Source organism: Stenotrophomonas maltophilia (assembly GCF_047782825.1).
Lineage (GTDB): Bacteria > Pseudomonadota > Gammaproteobacteria > Xanthomonadales > Xanthomonadaceae > Stenotrophomonas.
The window spans coordinates 767,585-788,355 of sequence record NZ_CP180589.1 but is presented as its reverse complement, the minus strand read 5'-3'; the positions used below and the strand labels follow the sequence as shown (position 1 = coordinate 788,355).

Sequence of the window (20,771 nt, the reverse complement as noted above, 5' to 3'; positions counted from 1 at the left end):
ATGGCACGCACCTGGGCCAACGTGATCGGCAACCAGGTCGTCTGGCTGTGCGCGGTGGCCGGCGCGGGGCGTGGCTGGCAGTGGCCCGCGCTGCTGGCTGCGGCACTGTATGTGGCCAGCCAGCTGATGCTGTCGCCGCAGCCACGCGTGGACCTGCGCCTGCTGGTGCTGGCACTGGCCTGTGCCTGGCTGGTGGACGGTCTTGCCGCCGCCAGCGGCAGCGTGCGCTACGCCGCCGCGCCGCTGGGTGCCGCACCGCCGCCCTGGATCATGGCCCTATGGGCGGCCTTCGCAATGACCCTGACCTCGTCGATGCGCTTCCTGCAGCGGCACCTGCTGCTGCCCGTGCTGTTCGGCCTGCTGCTGGCGCCGCTGGCCTATCTGTCGGCCGCGCGTGGCTTCGACGCGGTGCAGTTCCGCGCACCGGCATGGCACGGCGTCGTGCTGCTGGGCCTGGGCTGGAGCGTAGCCCTGCCGCTGCTGTGCGTTGTCGCCCGCCGCGGGTGCAATGCGCCGCCCCTTGATGGACTGAACGGAGCCCGATCATGAGCCTGCTTGGCTGGGTGCTGCTGTATGCCGTGCTGGTCATGTGCTGGGGCTGGGCATGGCAGCGCCGCCACCAGAACATCGGCGTGGTGGACGTGCTGTGGGCGAAGGGCGTGGCCGCAGGCGCGCTGCTGCTGGCCTGGCTGGGCGATGGCGCGGTGCCGACCCGCATCGCGCTGGCGCTGCTGGGGGGACTGTGGGGCAGCCGCCTTGCCCTGCACCTGTGGCACCGCGTGCGTCACGAAGACGAGGACGGTCGCTACCGCTACCTGCGCGAGCACTGGAATGGCCACCAGGGAAAGATCTTCGGCTTCTTCATGGCCCAGGCGCTGCTGGTGGTGCTGTTCGCGTTACCTTTCCTGGCCGTAGCGCTCAACACGGCTGCCGAAAACGCCGGCTGGATCGCCGCGGCGGTCGCGGTGTGGCTGCTGAGCGTAGGCGGCGAGGCGTTGGCCGACCGCCAGCTGGCACGCTTCCGCGCCGCCCCGGCCAACAAGGGCCGCACCTGCCGGCAGGGCTTGTGGCGGTACTCGCGCCATCCCAACTACTTCTTCGAATGGCTGCACTGGTTCACCTACGTGCTGCTGGCCGTCGGTTCGCCGCTGTGGTGGCTGGCCTGGTCCGGCCCGCTGCTGATGTACGTGTTCCTGCGCTATCTCAGCGGCGTACCGTTCACCGAAAAGCAGGCCCTGCGCAGCCGGGGTGATGACTACCGCGACTACCAGCGCAGCACCCCGATGTTCTTTCCCTGGTTCCCCCGCCCTTCCACACAGGACCGCACGCCATGAACGCGACCACGTCGCTGCACCCCCGCATTGAAACCGAAGCGGGCCTGACCGGTTGGGCCGAACGCGGCTGGATTCCCGACGTCGCACTGCGCGCTGGCATCCGCCGCCTGTGCGCACAGCGCCTGCAGGAAGAACTGGACGGCGGCCTGGCCTCGCAGTCGCTGCGTTACCAGCGGCGCATCACCGAACTGGCCGGCAGCGCGGTGGCCCTTCACGTGGATGCCGCCAACCGCCAGCACTACGAGGTGCCGGCCGCCTTCTTCCAGGCCTGCCTGGGCAAGCGCCTGAAGTACAGCAGCTGCTACTACCGCACCGGTCACGAAACCCTGGACCAGGCCGAGGAGGCCATGCTGGAGCTGTACGGACAACGCGCCGGCCTGCGCGATGGCCAGGACATCCTGGAACTGGGCTGCGGCTGGGGCTCGCTGACGCTGTGGATGGCCGAGAGGTTCCCCAATGCGCGCATCACCGCAGTATCCAACTCCAACAGCCAGCGCGAACACATCATGGCCCAGTGCCAGCAGCGCGGCCTGCGCAATGTGGAGGTGCTGACCCGCGACGTGAACCTGCTGGAGCTGCCGGCTGCGCGTTTCGACCGCTGCGTGTCGGTGGAAATGTTCGAACACGTGCGCAACTACGCACAGCTGATGGCGCGCATTGCCGGCTGGCTGCGCCCCGATGGCGCGCTGTTCGTGCATATCTTCGCCCACCGCACGCTGATGTACCCGTTCGAGACCGAAGGCGATGACAACTGGATGGGCCGCCACTTCTTCACCGGTGGCCTGATGCCGGCCGCCGATACCCTGCTGAACTTCCAGCAGGATCTGCAGCTGGACCAGCGCTGGCTGCTGGACGGCACCCACTACCAGCGCACGGCCGACCATTGGCTGGCCAACCAGGATGCCGCGCGCGAGCGGGTCATGCCGGTGCTGCAGGCCACCTATGGCGAAGCGGCCGCCGCCATCTGGTGGCAGCGCTGGCGCATGTTCTGGATGGCCTGCGCCGAACTGTTCGGCTACGACGACGGCCAGCAATGGCTGGTGGCCCACTACCTGTTCCGCCCCCGCTGAAGGAGCCTGCCCATGCGCACCCTGCCCCTGCTTTCGATGCTGGCCGTGGCCCTGTTCGGCAGTGGCTGCAGCAGCCAGGACACACGCCCGCTGCCGCGTGCGCCGTCGGTGGATGTGCCGCGCTTCATGGGCGACTGGTACGTGATCGCCCATATTCCGTCCTGGCCCGAGCGCGAAGCGTTCGACGCCATCGAGCGCTACGACCTGCGGCCGGACGGGCGCATCCAGACCACCTTCACCTACCGCAAGGGCAGCTTCGAGGCGCCGTTGAAGACCATGCACCCGCTGGGCCGCGTGGAGAAGGAAGGCAACGGCGCCGTCTGGGGCATGCAGTTCGTCTGGCCCATCCAGGCCGAGTACATCATCGCCTGGGTGGACCCCGGTTACAGCCAGACCATCGTGGCGCGCAGCAAACGTGACTATGTCTGGTACATGGCGCGCACACCGCAGGTATCGGCCGAGGACTACCAGGCGGCCGTGCAGCGCATCGCGGCGATGGGCTATGACATTTCGCGTTTGCGACCGGTGCCGCAGTCCGTGCGCTGATCAGCGGCTGATCGGCGTTCCAGAATCGGCGTTCCAAAACGCGCAGGCTTTCTCCATAATCCCGCCTCCATCAAGGAGGAAACGTTTTCATGGAGAATGCAGCACGCGCCAATCCGCCCAAGGATTACCTGTTCTGGGCCATCCTGAGCATCTTCGGTGGCTTCTGGCCGTTCGGCATCGTCGCCACCATCTACGCCAACAAGACCTCGTCGCTGAAGGCCACCGGCCAGATGGCGCCGGCCGCCATCGCCTCGCGCAAGACCCTGCGCTGGATGATCGCCTCGTTCGTCACCCTGCCGGCCCTGGTCGTGCTGCTGATCGGCTACGGCCTGATCAACCGCGCGATGATGTAACGCCCTGGCAGCTGCGGGTCGTGTCCCGCAGCTGCCCTCGCCGGGCCACCGCAGCGCAGCACCTTTTCATGAATGGGCGCGCCGGGTACTGGTGGCGGGCCGTGGCCCCGCTCCTCTATAGTCAGCCGAGCACGACAGGCGCTGTGCCTGTCCGGTCAACCACAGGGAGCAGGTCATGGGTCTGGTACAGGCGGTCAAGGGTGCAGTGGGCGGTGTTCTGGCCGACCAGTGGAAAGACTTCTACACCGTGCCGACGGGCCTGCCGTCCACGGCGGCGCTGTTCGCGGCCGTGCCGCACGGCACCAATGCCGGGCGCGGATCCAACACCCACGGTTCGTCCAACATCATCAGCAACGGCTCGAAGATCGTCGTGCCCGAAGGCTACGGCCTGCTGCTGTTCCAGGACGGCGCCATCACCGCCTTCGTGGCTGAAGCCGGTGGTTACGAATGGCGTTCGGACGATCTCAATTCGCAGTCGATCTTCGCCGGCGACGGCGTGGTCAGCACGTTCATCAAGCAGAGCTGGGAACGCTTCAAGTTCGGCGGCCAGCCGGGCTCGCAGCAGGCGGCCTTCTTCGTATCGCTCAAGGAACTGCCGGACAACCGCTTCGGTACCCAGTCGGAAATCTACTGGGACGACGGTTTCCTCAATACCCAGGTCGGCGCGGTCACCCGTGGCTCGTACACGCTGAAGATCGTCGACCCGATCCTGTTCGTGAAGAACTTCGTGCCGGCCACCTATCTGCAGGCGGGCCAGGTGTTCGACTTCACCGATCTGGACAATGCCGCGGCCACCCAGCTGTTCAATGAAGTGGTGGGTTCGCTGGCGCCGGCCTTCAGCCTGTATACCAACGACCCGTTCAAGGGCAACCGCATCACCAAGCTGCAGCAGGATTCGATCGGCTTCGCGCAGAGCCTGTCCGCGGCGGTGGAACAGGCCTACCAGTGGCAGTCCGATCGCGGCCTGGCCATCGTCAAGACCGCCATCGTTTCCATCGAGTACGACGCCAACACCCGCGAACTGCTGAAGACCGTGCAGCGCGCCGATGCGCTGTCCGGCTCGCGCGGCAATTCCAACCTGCAGGCCAGCGTCGCCCAGGGCATCCAGTCGGCCGGCGAGAATGGCGGAGCGGCGGGCCTGGTGGGCGTGGGCATGGCCTCGGGCATGTTCGGCGCCGGCAACCTGCAGCAGCCGGCCACGCCGGCCGCCGACGATCCGGTGGCCAAGCTGAAGAAGGCCAAGGAAATGCTCGACCTGGGCCTGATCACGCAGGGCGACTACGACGCGCTGAAGGCCAAGGCGCTGGGCCTGTAAGCCGCAGGACGCGCATATTCCATGTCAGACCCCAGAAACGGTCCACCACCGCTGCCCCAGGCCGCTCCCGCTTCGCCGCCGCCCTTGCCGGCGGCCAAGCTGGATGGCCCGGGTTCGCCGCAGGACGTCCCGCCCCTGCCCGGCAGCTTCCCGCTCGACACCGGCCCGCTGCCGCAGGCGATCCGTGACGAGATCGAGGCCCCCGATCCACTCGCCATCGATACTTCGGCCACCGAACTGAAGGACGGCCTGAACCGCTGCCCCAGGTGCGGCGCCACCGATATCCGCCCCAAGCTGGGCACCGACATCCTGGTCTGCCTGTACTGCCGCCACGAATGGCACGGTGCGCGGGTGGAGGAGGAGTTCGGCCTGGGCGAGGCGCTGGACCAGCTTCGCGGCACGGTCATCGCCTCCGGTGCCCGCGACATCGACGCCGGCACCGCCGCGCTGATGACGTTCAAGTGCACCGGCTGCGGCGCCGAAGTGACGGTCAACACCGAAAGCACGATGACCGCACGCTGCCACTGGTGCCGCCACGTGTTCGGCGTGAACGAACAGATCGCCAACGGCGCGGTGCCTGACGCGGTGCTGCCCTTCCACATCAGGAAGGACGACGCGGTGGCCCGTATCCGCCAGTTCGTGGACAAGCGCCGGCTGTTCGCGCTGAAGGCGTTCAAGGACCAGTTCACCCCGGAAAACGTGGTGGGCGTGTACCTGCCCTACATGATCGTGGACAGCAATGTCAGCGCGGCCGTGGCCGGCAAGGGCGAAATCAAGACCCGCGAATACACCCGTGGCACCGAGAAGAACAAGCAGACCTACTACGACGCCGACGTCTACCAGGTGGAACGCCAGGTCGATTTCACCGTGGATGACCTGCCGCTGGAATCCTCGGCCGAACGCGGCAACCTGGACACGCGCGCCAACACCAACAACATCATCAACACCATCCTGCCGTTCGACACCAAGAACGCGGTGAAGTGGAACGCGTCCTACCTGGCCGGCTTCACCTCCGAAAAGCGCAACCTGGATGTGGAGAAGCTGCGCCCGCGCCTGGAGGACCAGCTGCTGTCCATCGCCCGTTCGCAGGTGGAAGGCACCGTGCGCCGCTACGACCGCGGCGTGCGCTGGGAGCAGGAACAACTGGAGGTGCACGGCACCCGCTGGGTATCGATGTACCTGCCGGTGTGGCTGTACTCGTACCACCAGCCGGGCCGCAACGGCGGCATGCTGCACTACATCGCGGTCAACGGCCGCACCGGTGAAACGATGGGCAGCGTGCCCGTGCAGCAGTGGAAGCTGCTGCTGGCCGCGCTGACTACCGGCACCATCATCGAAGCCCTGGCAATTGCCTTCCTGGTGGGAACAACATGAGCGACGACAGTGGTCTCTGGTTGCTGGCGGCCGGCCCGGCCGGCGCTACGGCGTTGTACTGGGCGCTGTACCGCTATTACCGCAACACCGACAAATCGCATTCGTTCGAACACGAAACCGCCATCGAGGCCAAGCCGGTGACCGGTTCGGACCGGCGCGTGGATTCGATCACCGGCACGCAGGAAAAGCGGATCCGCGGTGACAACGTGTACGAGTACCGCAAACGGGTAGCACGGGTAAAGCCCGACGGGGACTGATACGGCACGACGCCGCTGTGACACGGGCTTGATCTAGACTGGCCGCCCTTTGCGTCCCTGCCGCGTTGCCATGGCCGGGGCTCACCTGCCGCCTGAGATCTGCCGTGAACCAGCCTTCGCCTGCCGCCCCCCAATCCGCGCGCGCCACGGAAAGCGTGAACATGGCCCTGGCCGCGGGGGCGATCGTCGGCACCTGGTTCTGGGATGTTCCGCGCGACCAGCTGACCGTCGATGAAGCACTGGCCCGGGCCTTCGGGCTGGACCCGGCAATGGCGCACCGCAAGCTGCAGCTGCACGAGGTGCTGGGTGCCATCCATCCCGATGACCAGCCCGGGCTGGCTGCGGCGATCGAACAGGCCGTGCAGCACGGCGGTCGGTTTTCCCACCAGTACCGGGCCCGTGGCGAGGATGGCAACTACCACTGGCTGGAGAGCATCGGCCGCGTCGATCTGGACGAACATGGCCAGGCCCAGAGCTTCCCTGGCGTCCTGATCGACATCAGCGAGCGACTGCGCGTGCAGGCCGAGCGCGACCAGGCGCAGGCATTGCTGCGCTCCTTCGTCGAAGCGGCGCCCGGGGTGATGTATGCCAAGGATCGGCAGGGCCGGCTGCTGATCGGCAACAGCGGCACCACCGAGCTGATCGGCCGCCCGCCTTCCGAATATGTCGGGCGCACCGATGCCGAACTGCTGGGCGATCCCGCCCAGGCCGCCGCAGTGATGGCCACCGACGAACGGATCATGGCCAGCGGCCAGGGCGAACAGCTGGAGGAGCAGGTCAGTTTTCCCGATGGCCGCCGCGCCTGGTGGCTGTCGACCAAGGCACCGCTGCGCGACGGCGACGGCAAGGTGGTCGGCCTGGTCGGCACGTCGCTGGACATCACCGACCGCAAGTCAGCCGAAGCCGAGCGCCTGCACATCGAGGAGCGCTACCGCCTGGCGGCGCAGGCTACCAACGACGCGGTCTGGGACTGGCGCATGGACGATGGCCACGTGGTGTGGAACGAGGCACTGTCCAGCCTGTTCGGCCACAGGGTGATGGAAACCAGCGCACAGTGGTGGCTGGACCATATCCATCCCGACGACCGGGAACGCATCGACCATGCCATCCACGCGGTGATCGACGGCGACGGCCTCGCCTGGAGCGGCGAATACCGCTTCCGCCGTGCCGACGGCAGCTATGCGGCAGTACTGGACCGCGGCGCGGTGCTTCGTGACGTGGATGGTCGGCCGCTGCGGATGATCGGTGCCATGCTGGACCTGTCCGGGCGCAAGGCGGCCGAGGCTGCGCTGGCCGAGGGTGAGGAACGTCTGCGCCTGGCTGCCGAGGCGGGCGAACTGGGGCTGTGGGATCTTGATCTGGTGCACAACGTGCTGCTGTGGCCGTCGCGGACGAAGGCCATGTTCGGTATCGCCTCCGATGCCGAGGTCACGATCGATGACTTCCACAACGGTCTGCATCCGGATGATCGCCAGGCCACGCTCGCCGCGCTCGACCAGGCCGCCGATCCGGACCGGCGCAGCAACTACGATGTGGAATACCGCACGATCGGCAAGGACGATGGTGTCGTGCGCTGGGTTGCCGCCAAGGGGCGCGGCATCTTCGAAGCGGGCCGCTGCGTACGCATGCTGGGCGTGGCGATCGACATCACCGCGCGCAAGGCCGCCGATGCGCGCCTGCGCGAGCTGAACGAACAGCTGGAAGCGCGTGTCCATGCCGAAGTGGCCGAGCGCATGCGGGTGGAGGACGCCCTGCGGCAGAGCCGGAAGATGGAAGCGGTAGGCCAGCTCAGCGGCGGCATCGCCCATGACTTCAACAACATGCTGGCCACGGTGATCGGGCCCCTGGACCTGCTGGCACTGCGTATCGGCGACAGTGACGCCCGCGCCGTGCGTTACATCGAAATGGCACTGGATGGCGCCCAGCGCGCCGCGCAGCTGACGCAGCGGCTGCTCGCCTTCTCGCGCCAGCAGCCGCTGCAGCCGGTAGCGCTGGATGTGAACCATCTGGTGGCCGGCATGACCGACCTGCTGGTGCATTCGCTGGGCAGCAGCATCATCCTGGAAACCGTGCTGGGCGGCGGCCAGTGGTGGACCCATGCCGACGCCAGCCAGATGGAGAACGTCATCCTCAACCTTGCGGTGAACGCACGCGATGCGATGCCCGGTGGCGGCCGTCTGAGCCTGCAGACCAGCAACTGCCACATCAACCTGGCCAATGCAGCCGAACACGGCGGCATCCCCGGCGGCGACTACGTGCGCATCGCGGTTGCCGACACCGGCAGCGGCATGCCGCCGGAGGTGATGGCGCGCGCCTTCGATCCGTTCTTCACCACCAAACCGGTGGGACAAGGCACCGGCCTGGGCCTGTCACAGGTCTACGGCTTCGTGCAGCAATCCAATGGGCACATCCGGCTTGACTCCGTTCCCGGCCAGGGCACGACGGTCGCCATCTATCTGCCGCGCCTGCTGGCGGACGTGGATGCCGTGCCCGCAGCAGCGGCAGACCCTGCCCCGCTGTCCGGTGGCGGCGCGGAACGGATCCTGGTGGTTGACGATGATGCGGCGGTGCGCGCGTTTTCAGTCGATGCGCTGACCGAACTCGGCTACCGCGTGCTGTCCGCCGACGGCGCAGCCACTGCCCTGCCCCTGCTGCACTCCCATCCCGATATTGCCCTGCTGTTCACCGACGTGGTGATGCCCGGGGTGAACGGCCGCCAGCTGGCCGACCAGGCGCGTGCGCGGCATCCGCAGCTGAAAGTGCTGTTCGCCACCGGCAACAGCCGCAATGCGCTGGTTGACGACGGCGTCCTGGATGCGCAGGTGCAGCTGATCGGCAAGCCCTTCACCATCGGCGAGCTGGCGGCGCGTGTACGCGCCGTGCTCACCGCGGCCGCGTAGGGTCGCACTGCTCGCGGATGAATGCGGTGCGAGGTGCGGCTTCACCGGCTGCCCACCGCGGCAAGGCCATGCTGCCTGACATCCCGTCAGCCAGCTGCCGCCAGCGGAGTTCCGATGAATCCCCCGTCCAACGTCCCTCTCTCGCGCCGGGACATGCTCAAGCTCAGCGCAGGATCGGCCACCACGATGGCCATGCCCGCCGCCATCGCCGCCGCTGCCGAGCCCGACCGCTCCGGTGCACGCGCGCCCGTTACCGCCCGCGTTTCCTTCAGCGTCAACGGCAGCGACCGCACGCTCACGCTTGATACGCGGGTGACACTGCTGGACGCCCTGCGCGAGCATCTGCAGCTGACCGGCACCAAGAAGGGCTGCGATCACGGCCAGTGCGGTGCCTGCACGGTGCTGGTGGATGGCCGCCGCATCAATGCCTGCCTGACCCTGGCGGTCATGCACGAGGGCGCCAGCATCACCACCATCGAGGGCTTGGGCACGCCGGAAAACCTGAGTGCCATGCAGGCGGCCTTCGTCAAACACGATGGCTTCCAGTGTGGTTACTGCACCCCCGGCCAGATCTGCTCGGCCGTGGCAGTACTGGACGAGGTGCGCCGCGGCATCCCCAGCCATGTCACCGCCCGCCTGGACGGCCCCGCTGAACTCAGTGCCGACGAGATCCGCGAACGCATGAGCGGCAACATCTGCCGCTGTGGTGCGTATTCCAACATTGTCGAAGCCATCCAGGATGCCGCCGGAGAGCGCACATGAGGGCTTTCAGCTATGAACGGCCGGCCAGCGAGACCGACGCCGTCGCCGCGGCAATGCGCACGCCAGGATCACGCTTCATTGCCGGCGGCACCAACCTGCTGGACCTGATGAAGCTCGAGGTGGAGACCCCCACCCACCTGATCGACGTCAACGGGCTGGGCATGGACCGCATTGACGCCGCCGCCGACGGCGGACTCCGCATCGGTGCCCTGGTACGCAATACTGACCTGGCAGCCGATGCCCGCGTGCGGCGCGACTACGCACTGCTGACCCGCGCCCTGGTTTCCGGCGCATCGGGACAGCTGCGCAACAAGGCCACCACGGCCGGCAATCTGCTGCAACGCACCCGCTGCCCCTATTTCTACGACACGGCCCAGGCCTGCAACAAACGGTTGCCCGGAAGCGGTTGCGCCGCCAGGGAAGGTGTGAGCCGACAGCTGGCGATCATCGGCAGCAGCCCTGACTGTATCGCCACCCACCCCAGTGACATGGCCGTGGCGATGATGGCCCTCGGCGCCACGGTGGAGACGCTGCGCGCGGATGGGACACGACGTACGCTCCCGCTCGATGCGCTGTACCGTGCCCCCGGCACCACCCCGCACATCGAAACCTCCTTGCAGCGCGGCGAACTCATTTCCGCCGTGGTCCTGCCACGTCCCGCAGGCGGCCTGCACGTTTACCGCAAGGTGCGCGACCGCGCGTCCTATGCCTTTGCCCTGGTTTCGGTTGCGGTGATCGTGCAGGCCGATGGCTCCGGGCGCGTTGCGCTGGGCGGCGTTGCCTACAAGCCTTGGCGCAGTGACGTGGCCGACGCAGCCCTGCCACAGGGTGCCGCCGCCGTGATCTCGGCCCTGTTGCACGATGCCACGCCGACAGCACAGAACGGCTTCAAGGCACTGCTGGCAGAGCGCACGCTGGCATCCATCCTGCACGACGCGAGGGCGCAGGCATGAAGTTCGACACCCCTGCCGGCAGCAATCCCATCGACGCGGAAAAGGTCGTCGGCCAGCCGCATCCACGCATCGATGGCCCGCGCAAGGTATCCGGCCAGGCAACGTATGCCTACGAATGGCACGATGCCGTGCCCGAGACGCCGGCGTATGGCGTCGTGGTGGGCGCAGGCATCGCTACAGGCACGGTGGCCGCCATGGACCTTGAAGCGGCACGGCGCTCGCCCGGCGTGCTGGCCATTGTGACTGCGGACAACGCCGGCCCCTTGCAGCGGGTGAAGCGCAACGCGGCGCCGCTGCTGGGCGGCCCGGCGGTCAGCCACTACCACCAGGCGCTGGCCGTGGTGGTCGCCGAAACGTTTGAACAGGCTCGCGCCGCGGCGGGCAAGGTGCGCGTGCGCTACACCCCGCAGCATGGCCGCTTCGATCTGGAAGCGGCCAGCCGTCAGGAGTCTTCGCTGAAAACCCCGGAGCCTGATGCGCGGGTGGGCGATTTCGAGAAGGCCTTCCACGACGCCGAGGTCACCCTGGATGCCACGTACCACACGCCCGACCAGTCGCACGCGATGATGGAGCCCCATGCCACCCTGGCCGCGTGGAACGGTGACCAGCTGACGGTGTGGACGTCGAACCAGATGATCGACTGGGGCCGCACCGATCTGGCCAGGACACTGGGCATTGCCAAGGAGAACGTGCGGCTGGTCTCGCCCTACATCGGCGGCGGGTTCGGCGGAAAGCTGTTCCTGCGCTCCGATGCCCTGCTGGCCGCGCTGGCCGCACGTGCTGCCAAGCGGCCTGTGAAGGTGGCGCTGCAGCGCCCGCTGGTGGCCAACAACACGACGCATCGGCCCGCCACGCTGCAGCGTATCCGGCTGGGTGCCACGGCGCAGGGAACGCTGACGGCCATCGGCCATGAATCGTGGTCGGGAAACCTGCCCGGCGGCTCGCCCGAAGAGGCCGTACAGCAGACCCGCTTCCTCTACGCCGGCGCCCACCGCTTGGCAGCCATGCGCTTGGCCACGCTGGATCTGCCGGAAGGCAATGCAATGCGCGCACCGGGTGAAACACCGGGGCTGATGGCGCTGGAGATCGCCATGGATGAGCTGGCGGAAAAGCTCAGGATTGACCCGGTCGAGCTGCGCATCCGCAACGACACGCAGGTGGACCCGAGCGACCCGTCACGCCCCTTCTCCCAGCGCCAGCTGGTCCAATGCCTGCAGTCGGGCGCCGATCGTTTCGGCTGGCACAATCGAAGTCCCCAGCCTGCAAGCCGCCGCGACGGGCGTTGGCTGGTCGGCATGGGAATGGCCGCAGGATTCCGCAACAACCTGGTGATGAAATCCGGCGCGCGTGTGCGGCTCGCAGGCGATGGCCGGGTGACCGTCGAGACCGACATGACCGATATCGGCACCGGCAGTTACACCATCATCGGGCAGACAGCGGCGGAGATGTTGGGCGTTCCCCTGCAGCAGGTCACCGTCAGGCTGGGCGATTCCCGCTTCCCGGTGGCCGCCGGTTCCGGAGGCCAGTGGGGCGCCAACAGTTCCACCGCAGGCGTGTATGCGGCCTGCATGGCGCTGCGCGCGAAGGTGGCCATGGCCCTGGAAATGGACCCGGCCACTGCCCGTTTTGAAGACGGACAGGTGATGGACGGCGGCAGGCAACGCAGGCTTGCAGAGGCGGCAGCGCAGGGGGAACTGGTGGCCGAGGACAGCATCGAGTTCGCCCAACTGCAGGAAAAGTACCAACAGTCCACCTTCGCCGCCCACTTCGTTGAAGTCGGTGTCGACGTGGCCACCGGCGAAAGCCGCATCCGCAGGATGCTGGCCGTCTGTGCAGCCGGCCGCATCCTCAACCCCACCACCGCGCGCAGCCAGGTGATCGGCGCGATGACGATGGGGATCGGGGCCGCGCTGTCGGAAGAATTGGTGATCGACCCGCGGCTGGGCTTCTTCGTCAACCACGATCTGGCCGGCTACGAAGTGCCGGTGCACGCGGATGTCCCGCACCAGGAGGTGGTGTTCCTGGATGACGCCGACGCCATTTCCTCGCCGATGAAGGCCAAGGGTGTCGGCGAACTGGGGCTGTGTGGCGTCAGTGCCGCCATCGCCAATGCCGTCTACAACGCGACAGGCGTGCGGGTCAGGGACTACCCACTGACGCTGGACAAGCTGCTGCGCGGGTTGCCGGCCATCGCATGACCACTGCGCTCACGCCCGCGCCGCTGGAACTGGAAACCGGCAACGCGCGCCAAGTGTTGCAGGCGGCCGCCGAGGCCGCCCGCAACCAGCTGCCAGCGGTGCTGGCCCTGGTCCTGCAGACCGAAGGTTCGACCTACAGCCGCGCCGGCACCTGCGTGCTGTTCGCACAGGAGGAACAAGTGGGCTGGCTCAGCGGCGGTTGCCTGGAACCTGCGCTGGCGGAGGCTGCGCAGCAGGTTGCGCGGGATGGCCGCATCCGCTGGATGGCGATCGATACACGCGATGACGCCTCCCTGTTTTCCGGCAACGCGGTGGGCTGCCGCGGCTGCCAGTGGATCGGGCTGCTGCCGTTGCATCACCTGCCAGCGCTTGCAGGCGTTCTGGATACCTGGCTGGAGGGCCGCCATGCGCTCTACCTGGATCTTGCTGCAGACGGGCATGTAGGGTTCCGATGCGCCGCCTCTGCGATGTCGGCCTATCTTGCGGCGGATACGGCAGACAGCGCCGCCCCGTCCCCCGCGTGGCACCTGCAGTGGCACCGCCCGCCGCTGGTCCACATTCATGGGGCCGGACCCGAGACGGAGTTGCTGGTTCCGCTGCTGACCCGCCTAGGCTGGCGCGTGCAAATCGAGGAGCCGCGCGCGGCGTGGCGCGCTCGTCTTCCTGCGCCGGACACGCCCACCGCATCTCCGCCACCGCCCTGGTTGGACGCGGCGTTGATCATGCACCACAACTTCGAGCTGGATCTGCAGGCGCTGATCCAGCTTGGCCGCTCACGCACCCCGTTCATTGGCCTGCTGGGCCCGCGTCGGCGCAAGGACGATCTGTTCCAGTTGATTGACGCGGACACCCGCGCCGCGCTCCAGCCACGCCTGCGCTCGCCCATCGGCCTGGCATTGGGTGGGCGTGGCCCGGAGGCCATCGCACTCAGCATCGCCGCACAACTGCAAGCCTGGCGCCATGGCAGCCCCTTGGGCGACGCATGACCCGGCATTCGGCAGTGGTGCTTGCGGCGGGGCTCAGTACCCGGCTTGGCCAGGCCAAGCAACTGCTGTGTGTAAATGGCGAGTCCCTGCTGCGGCGTGCGGCCAGGCTTGCCGGCGAAACGCAACCGCAGGTGCTGGTGGTCGTGACGCCCAGCGGCGAGGCGTTCGATGCCGAGCTGGTCGGCCTGCCCGCGCGCCACGTGTGCAACCCCTCGCCCGCCGATGGCGTTGGCAGCAGTCTTCGCCTCGCCGCCCCCTGCCTGGGCGATGCAGAGACGGTGCTGGTGATGGTCTGCGACCAGCCCCGCCTGGACCTCGCCCACCTGCAGGCCTTGATCGAGGCCGCCGCCCGCTCACCCGCCCGGTGCGCCGCGACATTGTCCGATGAGGTCCTGGGTTCGCCAGCGGTGGTGCCCGCAGCGTGGTTCGAGGACAGGGCTGGCCTGACGGGCGACCATGGCTTCGGCCAGCGGCTGCGGCAGACGCCGGGCATTGCCGCGTGCCGCAGCCTGGTGCCCCTGCAGGACATCGACCAGCCGCAGGATCTGCAGGCCGCGCGTGCAGCGGGCTGGATCGACGCGTTGCCGCGCTGACCGCCCGCCCGCCTATCGATTGCGCGTACACACGAAGCGGACACGTTGCCGAGCACGATGGCGTGGCCTCCCCTTCCTGCATTCCCCATGGCCGCTCCCACAGGCTCGCGTCTGGTCGTCTACGCCGCGCTGTTTGGCAACCTCGCCATCGCTGTTGCGAAATTCATCGCCGCAGGGATCTCGGGCAGCTCGGCGATGCTGAGCGAGGGCGTCCATTCGCTGGTCGATACGCTCAACGAGATCCTGCTGCTGTACGGCCTGCATCGCGCCGGAAAGGCGCCCGACACACTGCACCCCTTCGGTTATGGGCGCGAGCTGTACTTCTGGAGCTTCATCGTGGCCCTGCTGGTGTTCGCTGCTGGCGCCGGCGTTTCGGCCTATGAAGGGGTCCAGCACATCCGCCACCCGCAGCCGGCCACCCATCACGCCCTGAGCTATGCGGTGCTGGGCGTGTCGATGCTCTTCGAAGGCACCTCCTGGTACATCGCACTGCGGGAGTTCCGTCGCAGCAAAGGCCGCATGGGCTATTTCGAAGCCTTCAGGCGCAGCAAGGACCCCTCGACCTTCACCGTGCTGCTGGAAGACAGTGCTGCGCTGCTGGGCCTGGGTCTGGCCCTTGCCGGACTGCTGGCCGCGCAGCTGCTGGACATGCCCGTGCTCGACGGGGTGGCGTCGCTGGGCATCGCCGCCGTGCTGGGCGTCACCGCGTTCCTGCTGGCGCGGGAGACCAAGGGCCTGCTGGTTGGCGAACCGGCACACCCGGCCGTGGCCGAGCGGATCATGGCCGTGGCGGTGAACGACCCGGATCTGCGCCGCGCCAACGGCGTGACCACCATGCAGATGGGGCCCGAACAGGTGGTGGCCATGCTCAGCGCGGAATTCGAGGACGAGCGCCGCACACCGCAGATCGAAGCCTGCATCACCCGGATCGAAACCGCGGTCAAGGACGAGTTCCCGGAACTGGTCGCGTTGTTCGTCAAGCCGCAGACGCCGGAAGTGTTCGACGCCCGGCGCGCAGCGCTGGCGGGCCGACGGAAATCGCTATGACCCTGGTTGCCTCACAGCCCTGCGAGCAGTGACGCCACCAGCGTTTTGACCTTGCCGCTGCCGCGCATTGCCTCCAGCGCCGCGCGCGTCTGCGCATCCACGCGGTCCCCGCAGGCCAACATCAGCTCCTGCATGATCTCCAGCAGGCCGGCCACATCCTTCTGCGGCGCATCGGGACAGGCCGTGGCCATGGCACTGGCAAGGGCGAAGATTTCCGTGTGCAGCGCCGGTTGCAGGCGCAGCGCTGCACGCAGGCTGCGGCTGTAGCGGGATGCCTTGATCAGCGGTGTTCTGGACAAGGCATTGAGCTCCCTGCACAGCGCGCCCACCTCCAGCCGTCCCTCGCCCAGCGCGGCCACCAGCGCATCCACGGCCAGCGCATGCTCACCCGGTTCCTTTGCGCCCAGTCCAAGCGCCAGCAGCAGCGTGGCGGCGGGCCCGAACGGCGTGCCAGCGTCCAGCAGGCGCTGCAGATAGACCTTGTTGCGCCACTGCGCTTCCCACCAGTCCAGATTGTTGCCGATGGCCGCCGCACCGTCGGCCAGATGTTCTTCCAGGCAGTTGGGCAACAGCGCCGCCGAGCACAGCACCATGCACGGCTCATGTCCGCTGAAGGCAGGGTCATGGGCGTAGTACCAGGGCCGCTCGCCATCGAAGGCGCGGCGCCTGCGCACCAACGGCAGCAGGCCTGCATCAGCGGCCGGCGCACGGGCCGCGCATTCGATGATCAGATGATGGTGGTGGTACACACGGCCGTCGACTTCCGAACTGCGGCTCATCACGCGCCATTCCAGCGGCGCGCCGAGGATGCCCCCTGCTCCCGTCTCCTGCAGCATCGCCTGCAGCAGCGCGTCGGCCTGGCCACCGCGTGCGGCAGCGGCGGCCACGAACAGCGGCAGATGGTCGCGCAACGGCGGTACCTCGTCGCCCAGCGCGTAGCGCAATGCCTGTACGAAGGGGGCATCCGGCAGAAGCCGGGCCGATTCCAATGCCTGGCCTGGCTGACTGCACGACAGCCGCAGCAGCGTGCGCAGCTGCTCATCCAGCGGGCTCTGCAGCCCCGCCTGCAGATGCTGCTTCAGCCGCTCCACCAGCAGCTGCGGTGAGATCCAACCATCGCGATGGGTCGCGGCGGACAACGGTGGCAGGCCTGATCCCTGCAGCCCCCAGCCGATCCACGCGTCGGTCCTGTCTCGCAGCAATGCTGCCGTGTCAGTGCCGGTGCCGGCCGGGCCGGCGTAGTCCAGTGGATCACCCGCGACCAGTGACAGCAGCAGGCGCCCCAGTTCCTGGGCCACCGGGCTGCGCACCTTGCCCGCACGCTTGATCACCGGCCCCAGCCGCTTGCGCTGTTCTGCATCGAAGGGGGCGGCGCAGACCAGGGCCACGCTGGCCATCTCGACGGCATCGGTATCGCAATCGTCTTCAAGCGCCCTTGCCACGATCGCCACCTGCCCATCGATATCCCCCGGCCATCGCAGCCGCCGCGCCGCGTCCAGCGGATCAAGCGCGCCCGCACCGCGGACCGGGTGCGTGGATGCCCCCACCGCTGGCAGCGGCGCCTGCCCAGGCGCCTGCGCTGCAGCGTGCCCGCGCAGGGCGTGCAGCGCCGGCACATGCACGGCGGCCAGCCGGCCCTCGTAAAGCGCCAGTTGCTCCACCAATGCGGCATCCACGCCCCAGGCGGCCAGCCGCTGCAGGACCGCCCCCTGCACGTCCGCAGCATCATGGGCCAAAGCACCCACGATCAGGCCTGATGCCCGGCTGGCAAGCGCCGGGGTGCGCTTGACCCGCGCGTCGACCATCTTCAGTGCGGCCATCACCTGGGCCTTGGCCTGCGCATGCATCACCGGCAGCAGCGCTGCGAACAGATCATCGTCGGCAACGACGCGTTCCGCTTCCAGCTGCTTCAACACCGCCAGCGCAAGGGTGACCGTGGGCGGGATGCGGCTGTGGCAGAGTCCGAGGTAGCGCCCGGCGCGCGCGGCCAGAAGCGCCTTGTCCGGCGCAAGTTCCGCGTGGAAACGCGAATGCCAACCCGCACGGAACTGCGGCCAGTCACATTCCAGCGCGGACAGCGTGTGGTCCAGCAGCACGCCGCGGTCATAGATACCTTCAGCGCACAGGCGGCACAGCTGGGTCGACCAGGCGAACGCCTTGGCGACGTACTTGTCCGTTGCCGCCAGGCTGACCTCGCGATTGCCCTCGAACGCCAGGATGCACAACAGCGCGTCGCGCAACCCAGGGTCGGCGTCCCACAAGGGCTGCAGTCCACCGCGGAACGGGAGCACCATCAACCCCAGCGCATAGCGCTCGCCCTGCGGGCGCTCGATCAGCCCGGCCACGATCAGCGCCTGGACGGTCTCGATGCTGCGCGGCGTGGCGGCAAGCAGCGCATCACCCAGCGTCGCCAGTGAAGGTGGGCGGAATTCGCTGCAGAGTGGCAGCAGCTCATCGCGCTGCCCTACCCAGCCGGCGATGTCATCGGCCGAAGCGCAGGCCACCATCGCGGCGAACAGTGCACGCTCATGGTCCGGCGTGGGTGCCACGCCCCAGCCTTCGTAGGTGTCGTCCTTCGAATGCCAGCGCGCCTTGACCAGCAGGGCCGCCATGCGCCGCACGCTGGCGGCCTGCTGCAGCCGTTCGTCCGCCCCGAGCGCGCGCAGCACGGTCAAGGTCTGCGGCTGATCGCCTGCATGCACGGCCCGCTCAAGAGGGGTTCGGGGGGTGAAGATCACAGCCATCCAGTGCGCCGTATCAGGAATGGGAAGGCCGCAGCGTAGAAGCGGCCAGAACATGCTTGCAGGGCCCACGCAGGCCTTGGAAACGCGAGAACCAGGGGCAGGTGCACTGCAGCTCACCGTCCACTTCGCGGACACGATGGACCACGCCACCGCTGCTCACGTCCACCTGCAACGGCGCGCTGGACACCAATTCCAGCGCGCCTTCGCTCAACAGTGCGCGCGCATCCAGCAGGCGCGGGTGCAGGTCTTCGCTCATGCCCAGATCGAACGGCAGCACGCGGTGGAAGTAATGACCGGCCGCCACATCGAAGCCCACCAGGCCGCTCGCCCCGAGCACGCGCAATGCGTGGCCTACCTGCGGCGTACCGATGCCGATCTGCGCGGCCAGCGCCGCCGGCTCCAGCGCGGCCTGCCAGTTCAACGCCGCCCGCACCCGGGCAAGCGCAGCACCATCGCCCGTCGCCTGGATCAGTGCAGACAAGGCCTGGCCCTCGCCGGAAAAGCCGCGCCAGACCTCACTGCTGAGTACCAGGGTGAGGCGTGCGCTGCCGAAATCGAGCACCCAGGCATTGGCCTGCTGCTGCGGGTCAGCGAACACCTGGACCTGACATGCGCGCGGCAGCAAGGGTTCCAGCACGCGCAGGCGCGCTGCCTCGGTCAAGCGCACCGCCCCTTCGGACGGCCGCGTCGTGCTGGCCAGCCCGGTGCTGGCCGGCGCAACCCACAACGGCGTTCGCCGGGTACCGGCTCTGGGCAGGCTGCGCAGCAGGCGCACCAGGTCCAGCGCAGGCACCTGGAAAGACGGCTGCATTGCTGCCTGGTAGGCCTGTACTTCCACCATGCCACGCAGCCAGCGGACCGGCAGCGGCACCTTGCGTTCGACGATCGCTTCGTCGCTGGCGCGTAGTTCCAGCGCCTCGCGGCCTACCGACAGGTGCAGGTCCGCACCGTCGCGCACGCGTGCCAGCACCGCACGCATCGGCGCATTGAAGTCGACGTTGGTGGTGCCCTTGCCCAGCACCTCGCCTTCGTAGGCGTCCGGTAGCAGATCCGCACGGATGTAGGCACTGCAGCACGCGGAAAAGCCTTCGAAGCGCAGCAGGCCACCACCGCTGGTGACCACCGGGTCGGCCAGTGCCAGCAGGCGTTCCAGCATGCCCGGCGGGGTGAAGAAGCGGCTGCCGACCACCAGGTGAACGGCAGCCAGCAGCTCGGCGATCAACCGCGGCTGCAGCAGCCGGCCTTCGAAGAAATGCGGGTGGGCCTGGCCATCACTGGTCGCCAGGGCAAGGCGCGGCGCGCTGCCGTCATGCAGCGCCGATGGCTGCAGATAGCGGTAGGTGTGCTGGATGCTGCTCAATCGTGCCTCCGTGGCCGCGCCTTCAGTCCGGCGGACGCGGGTCCCCGGCAAGCGCAGTACAGGATAGCAGGGCCGATTATCAGGCGGACCCGGCCGTGGCCACCTGCCGCACCTGTGCCAGCACCACGTCCTTGCCGGCCGCCGCCGGCATGGCCTTCACCAGGTTGTGCAGCAGCCGCAGATCCTGCTGCTCACCCAGCGCGTCGCTGAGCCGGTGCAGTTCCCGCGCGTCCTGCTTGCCGGTCTGCAGAGCGGCGGCATGCAGATGCAGGTGCAGGCCATGCCCCAGTTCAACCTGCATGCGCAGGCGCCTGACCCGTCTTCGCCAGCGATGCAGCGCCTCGGCATTCCCGCCCACCTCGGCACGCCGGGCGGCCTTGCGCACGCGGCGATGGCTGCGTTGCAGATTCGCACGCAGCGTGCTGCGGCGGACCTGCCGCCGCGACTGCGCGGACAGTGCCGCCTGGACCTGCGCCACGCTGCGCAGCCGCCTGCGGAATCCGGGGTCGCGCTGCAGTGCCTGCTGCAGCAGACGATCGCGCCGCCGTGTGAGTCCGTCGATGATCGTCGGCCAGGCCTCGCCGGCATGTCGGTCCTGCAGCAGGGCCGCAGCCTGCAGCACCACATGCGCATCGCGCAGGTCCGACAGGCTGTCGCCCAGTCGTTGCAGCCGCTGGTCGGTCGCGTCCAGCGCCAGCGCCAGCGCCGTACCCTCCAGCAGGCCCAACAGGGCGCGCAACCGGCGGATCGCCTTGCGCGCTGCATGGATGGACGCATGCGGTGCATGGGCAACCGCTGCCGGCAGCGCCGAAGCGATCAGGCTGCACTCTTCCAATGCCCGCTGCTGCAGGGCCGGGCTAGGATCAGCTGCGGACATCGGGGGCAGCCACGCAGGGGGATGGAGCCCGAGTGTAGCGCCGCACCGGGCCCTTCACGCCGCTTGGCGCAGCCTGCCGGCCCTGCACATGGCCATCACGCC

Annotated in this window: 18 protein-coding genes; 15 read left to right on the top strand and 3 right to left on the bottom strand. The window is 68.2% G+C overall.

The window, feature by feature from the left end; all coding sequences use genetic code 11:
* From ACM2ZB_RS03605 to ACM2ZB_RS03535, 15 genes are all read left to right on the top strand, one after another.
* Entirely contained in the window at nt 1-549 is a 549-nt protein-coding gene (locus ACM2ZB_RS03605; RefSeq protein WP_416057469.1) for a DUF2878 domain-containing protein, read from the top strand.
* Nucleotides 546-1,334: a DUF1295 domain-containing protein gene (locus ACM2ZB_RS03600; RefSeq protein WP_416057468.1), complete on the top strand. Its 789-nt coding sequence runs from the start codon at nt 546-548 to the stop codon at nt 1,332-1,334. The genes ACM2ZB_RS03605 and ACM2ZB_RS03600 overlap by 4 nt, the downstream gene beginning before the upstream one ends.
* Nucleotides 1,331-2,404 carry an SAM-dependent methyltransferase gene (locus tag ACM2ZB_RS03595; protein ID WP_416057467.1) on the top strand — a complete coding sequence of 358 codons (1,074 nt, stop codon included), beginning with the start codon at nt 1,331-1,333 and terminating at the stop codon, nt 2,402-2,404. Before ACM2ZB_RS03600 ends, ACM2ZB_RS03595 begins: the two co-directional genes overlap by 4 nt.
* 12 nt (nt 2,405-2,416) lie before the next feature.
* A complete protein-coding gene (locus ACM2ZB_RS03590; RefSeq protein ID WP_313436008.1) occupies nt 2,417-2,950 on the top strand; it encodes a lipocalin family protein in 534 nt (177 codons plus the stop codon).
* Nucleotides 2,951-3,039: 89 nt separating this feature from the next.
* Nucleotides 3,040-3,303: a CD225/dispanin family protein gene (locus ACM2ZB_RS03585; RefSeq protein ID WP_416057466.1), complete on the top strand. Its 264-nt coding sequence runs from the start codon at nt 3,040-3,042 to the stop codon at nt 3,301-3,303.
* 175 nt (nt 3,304-3,478) lie between these two features.
* Nucleotides 3,479-4,618: an SPFH domain-containing protein gene (locus tag ACM2ZB_RS03580; RefSeq protein ID WP_416057465.1), complete on the top strand. Its 1,140-nt coding sequence runs from the start codon at nt 3,479-3,481 to the stop codon at nt 4,616-4,618.
* A gap of 21 nt (nt 4,619-4,639) precedes the next feature.
* On the top strand, nt 4,640-5,992 hold the full coding sequence (locus ACM2ZB_RS03575) for a TFIIB-type zinc ribbon-containing protein (protein ID WP_416057464.1): 1,353 nt from the start codon (nt 4,640-4,642) through the stop codon (nt 5,990-5,992).
* Nucleotides 5,989-6,249, top strand: a complete 261-nt coding sequence (locus ACM2ZB_RS03570; protein ID WP_313436000.1) for a hypothetical protein — start codon at nt 5,989-5,991, stop codon at nt 6,247-6,249. The genes ACM2ZB_RS03575 and ACM2ZB_RS03570 overlap by 4 nt, the downstream gene beginning before the upstream one ends.
* Before the next feature lie 161 nt (nt 6,250-6,410).
* Nucleotides 6,411-9,149, top strand: coding sequence for a PAS domain-containing protein (locus tag ACM2ZB_RS03565; protein ID WP_416057463.1), 2,739 nt, complete (start codon nt 6,411-6,413; stop codon nt 9,147-9,149).
* Nucleotides 9,150-9,263: 114 nt separating this feature from the next.
* Nucleotides 9,264-9,911: an aldehyde dehydrogenase iron-sulfur subunit PaoA gene (paoA, locus tag ACM2ZB_RS03560; protein ID WP_416057462.1), complete on the top strand. Its 648-nt coding sequence runs from the start codon at nt 9,264-9,266 to the stop codon at nt 9,909-9,911.
* Nucleotides 9,908-10,864 carry an FAD binding domain-containing protein gene (locus ACM2ZB_RS03555; RefSeq protein ID WP_416057461.1) on the top strand — a complete coding sequence of 319 codons (957 nt, stop codon included), beginning with the start codon at nt 9,908-9,910 and terminating at the stop codon, nt 10,862-10,864. The genes paoA and ACM2ZB_RS03555 overlap by 4 nt, the downstream gene beginning before the upstream one ends.
* On the top strand, nt 10,861-13,062 hold the full coding sequence (gene paoC / locus ACM2ZB_RS03550; protein WP_416057460.1) for an aldehyde oxidoreductase molybdenum-binding subunit PaoC: 2,202 nt from the start codon (nt 10,861-10,863) through the stop codon (nt 13,060-13,062). The genes ACM2ZB_RS03555 and paoC overlap by 4 nt, the downstream gene beginning before the upstream one ends.
* Nucleotides 13,063-13,115: 53 nt before the next feature.
* Nucleotides 13,116-14,048, top strand: coding sequence for an XdhC family protein (locus ACM2ZB_RS03545; RefSeq protein ID WP_416057459.1), 933 nt, complete (start codon nt 13,116-13,118; stop codon nt 14,046-14,048).
* Nucleotides 14,045-14,641 carry a nucleotidyltransferase family protein gene (locus ACM2ZB_RS03540; protein ID WP_416057458.1) on the top strand — a complete coding sequence of 199 codons (597 nt, stop codon included), beginning with the start codon at nt 14,045-14,047 and terminating at the stop codon, nt 14,639-14,641. Before ACM2ZB_RS03545 ends, ACM2ZB_RS03540 begins: the two co-directional genes overlap by 4 nt.
* 87 nt (nt 14,642-14,728) lie before the next feature.
* Nucleotides 14,729-15,688 carry a cation diffusion facilitator family transporter gene (locus ACM2ZB_RS03535; protein ID WP_416057457.1) on the top strand — a complete coding sequence of 320 codons (960 nt, stop codon included), beginning with the start codon at nt 14,729-14,731 and terminating at the stop codon, nt 15,686-15,688.
* Between the two features lie 11 nt (nt 15,689-15,699).
* Here ACM2ZB_RS03535 and ACM2ZB_RS03530 read toward each other — a convergent pair whose 3' ends face one another.
* The 3 genes from ACM2ZB_RS03530 to ACM2ZB_RS03520 all read right to left on the bottom strand — a co-directional run bounded on the left by ACM2ZB_RS03530 (nt 15,700) and on the right by ACM2ZB_RS03520 (nt 20,669).
* The gene (locus ACM2ZB_RS03530) at nt 15,700-18,390 is read right to left on the bottom strand and encodes a DUF6493 family protein (protein WP_416057456.1); all 2,691 of its coding nucleotides are present in this window, start codon (nt 18,388-18,390) and stop codon (nt 15,700-15,702) included.
* 55 nt (nt 18,391-18,445) lie between these two features.
* On the bottom strand, nt 18,446-19,792 hold the full coding sequence (locus ACM2ZB_RS03525; protein ID WP_416057455.1) for an SWIM zinc finger family protein: 1,347 nt from the start codon (nt 19,790-19,792) through the stop codon (nt 18,446-18,448).
* Nucleotides 19,793-19,871: 79 nt separating this feature from the next.
* Nucleotides 19,872-20,669, bottom strand: a complete 798-nt coding sequence (locus ACM2ZB_RS03520; RefSeq protein WP_416057454.1) for a CHAD domain-containing protein — start codon at nt 20,667-20,669, stop codon at nt 19,872-19,874.
* Nucleotides 20,670-20,771: the final 102 nt, after the last annotated feature.

Coding starts and splice junctions, on each gene's coding strand:
- ACM2ZB_RS03520 (WP_416057454.1), bottom strand. CDS start 20,669: ATGTCCGCAGCTGATCCTAGCCCGGCCCTGCAGCAGCGGGCATTGGAA.
- ACM2ZB_RS03535 (WP_416057457.1), top strand. CDS start 14,729: ATGGCCGCTCCCACAGGCTCGCGTCTGGTCGTCTACGCCGCGCTGTTT.
- ACM2ZB_RS03595 (WP_416057467.1), top strand. CDS start 1,331: ATGAACGCGACCACGTCGCTGCACCCCCGCATTGAAACCGAAGCGGGC.
- ACM2ZB_RS03590 (WP_313436008.1), top strand. CDS start 2,417: ATGCGCACCCTGCCCCTGCTTTCGATGCTGGCCGTGGCCCTGTTCGGC.
- ACM2ZB_RS03605 (WP_416057469.1), top strand. CDS start 1: ATGGCACGCACCTGGGCCAACGTGATCGGCAACCAGGTCGTCTGGCTG.
- paoA (WP_416057462.1), top strand. CDS start 9,264: ATGAATCCCCCGTCCAACGTCCCTCTCTCGCGCCGGGACATGCTCAAG.
- ACM2ZB_RS03580 (WP_416057465.1), top strand. CDS start 3,479: ATGGGTCTGGTACAGGCGGTCAAGGGTGCAGTGGGCGGTGTTCTGGCC.
- ACM2ZB_RS03575 (WP_416057464.1), top strand. CDS start 4,640: ATGTCAGACCCCAGAAACGGTCCACCACCGCTGCCCCAGGCCGCTCCC.
- ACM2ZB_RS03555 (WP_416057461.1), top strand. CDS start 9,908: ATGAGGGCTTTCAGCTATGAACGGCCGGCCAGCGAGACCGACGCCGTC.
- ACM2ZB_RS03565 (WP_416057463.1), top strand. CDS start 6,411: ATGGCCCTGGCCGCGGGGGCGATCGTCGGCACCTGGTTCTGGGATGTT.
- ACM2ZB_RS03570 (WP_313436000.1), top strand. CDS start 5,989: ATGAGCGACGACAGTGGTCTCTGGTTGCTGGCGGCCGGCCCGGCCGGC.
- ACM2ZB_RS03600 (WP_416057468.1), top strand. CDS start 546: ATGAGCCTGCTTGGCTGGGTGCTGCTGTATGCCGTGCTGGTCATGTGC.
- ACM2ZB_RS03585 (WP_416057466.1), top strand. CDS start 3,040: ATGGAGAATGCAGCACGCGCCAATCCGCCCAAGGATTACCTGTTCTGG.
- ACM2ZB_RS03540 (WP_416057458.1), top strand. CDS start 14,045: ATGACCCGGCATTCGGCAGTGGTGCTTGCGGCGGGGCTCAGTACCCGG.
- paoC (WP_416057460.1), top strand. CDS start 10,861: ATGAAGTTCGACACCCCTGCCGGCAGCAATCCCATCGACGCGGAAAAG.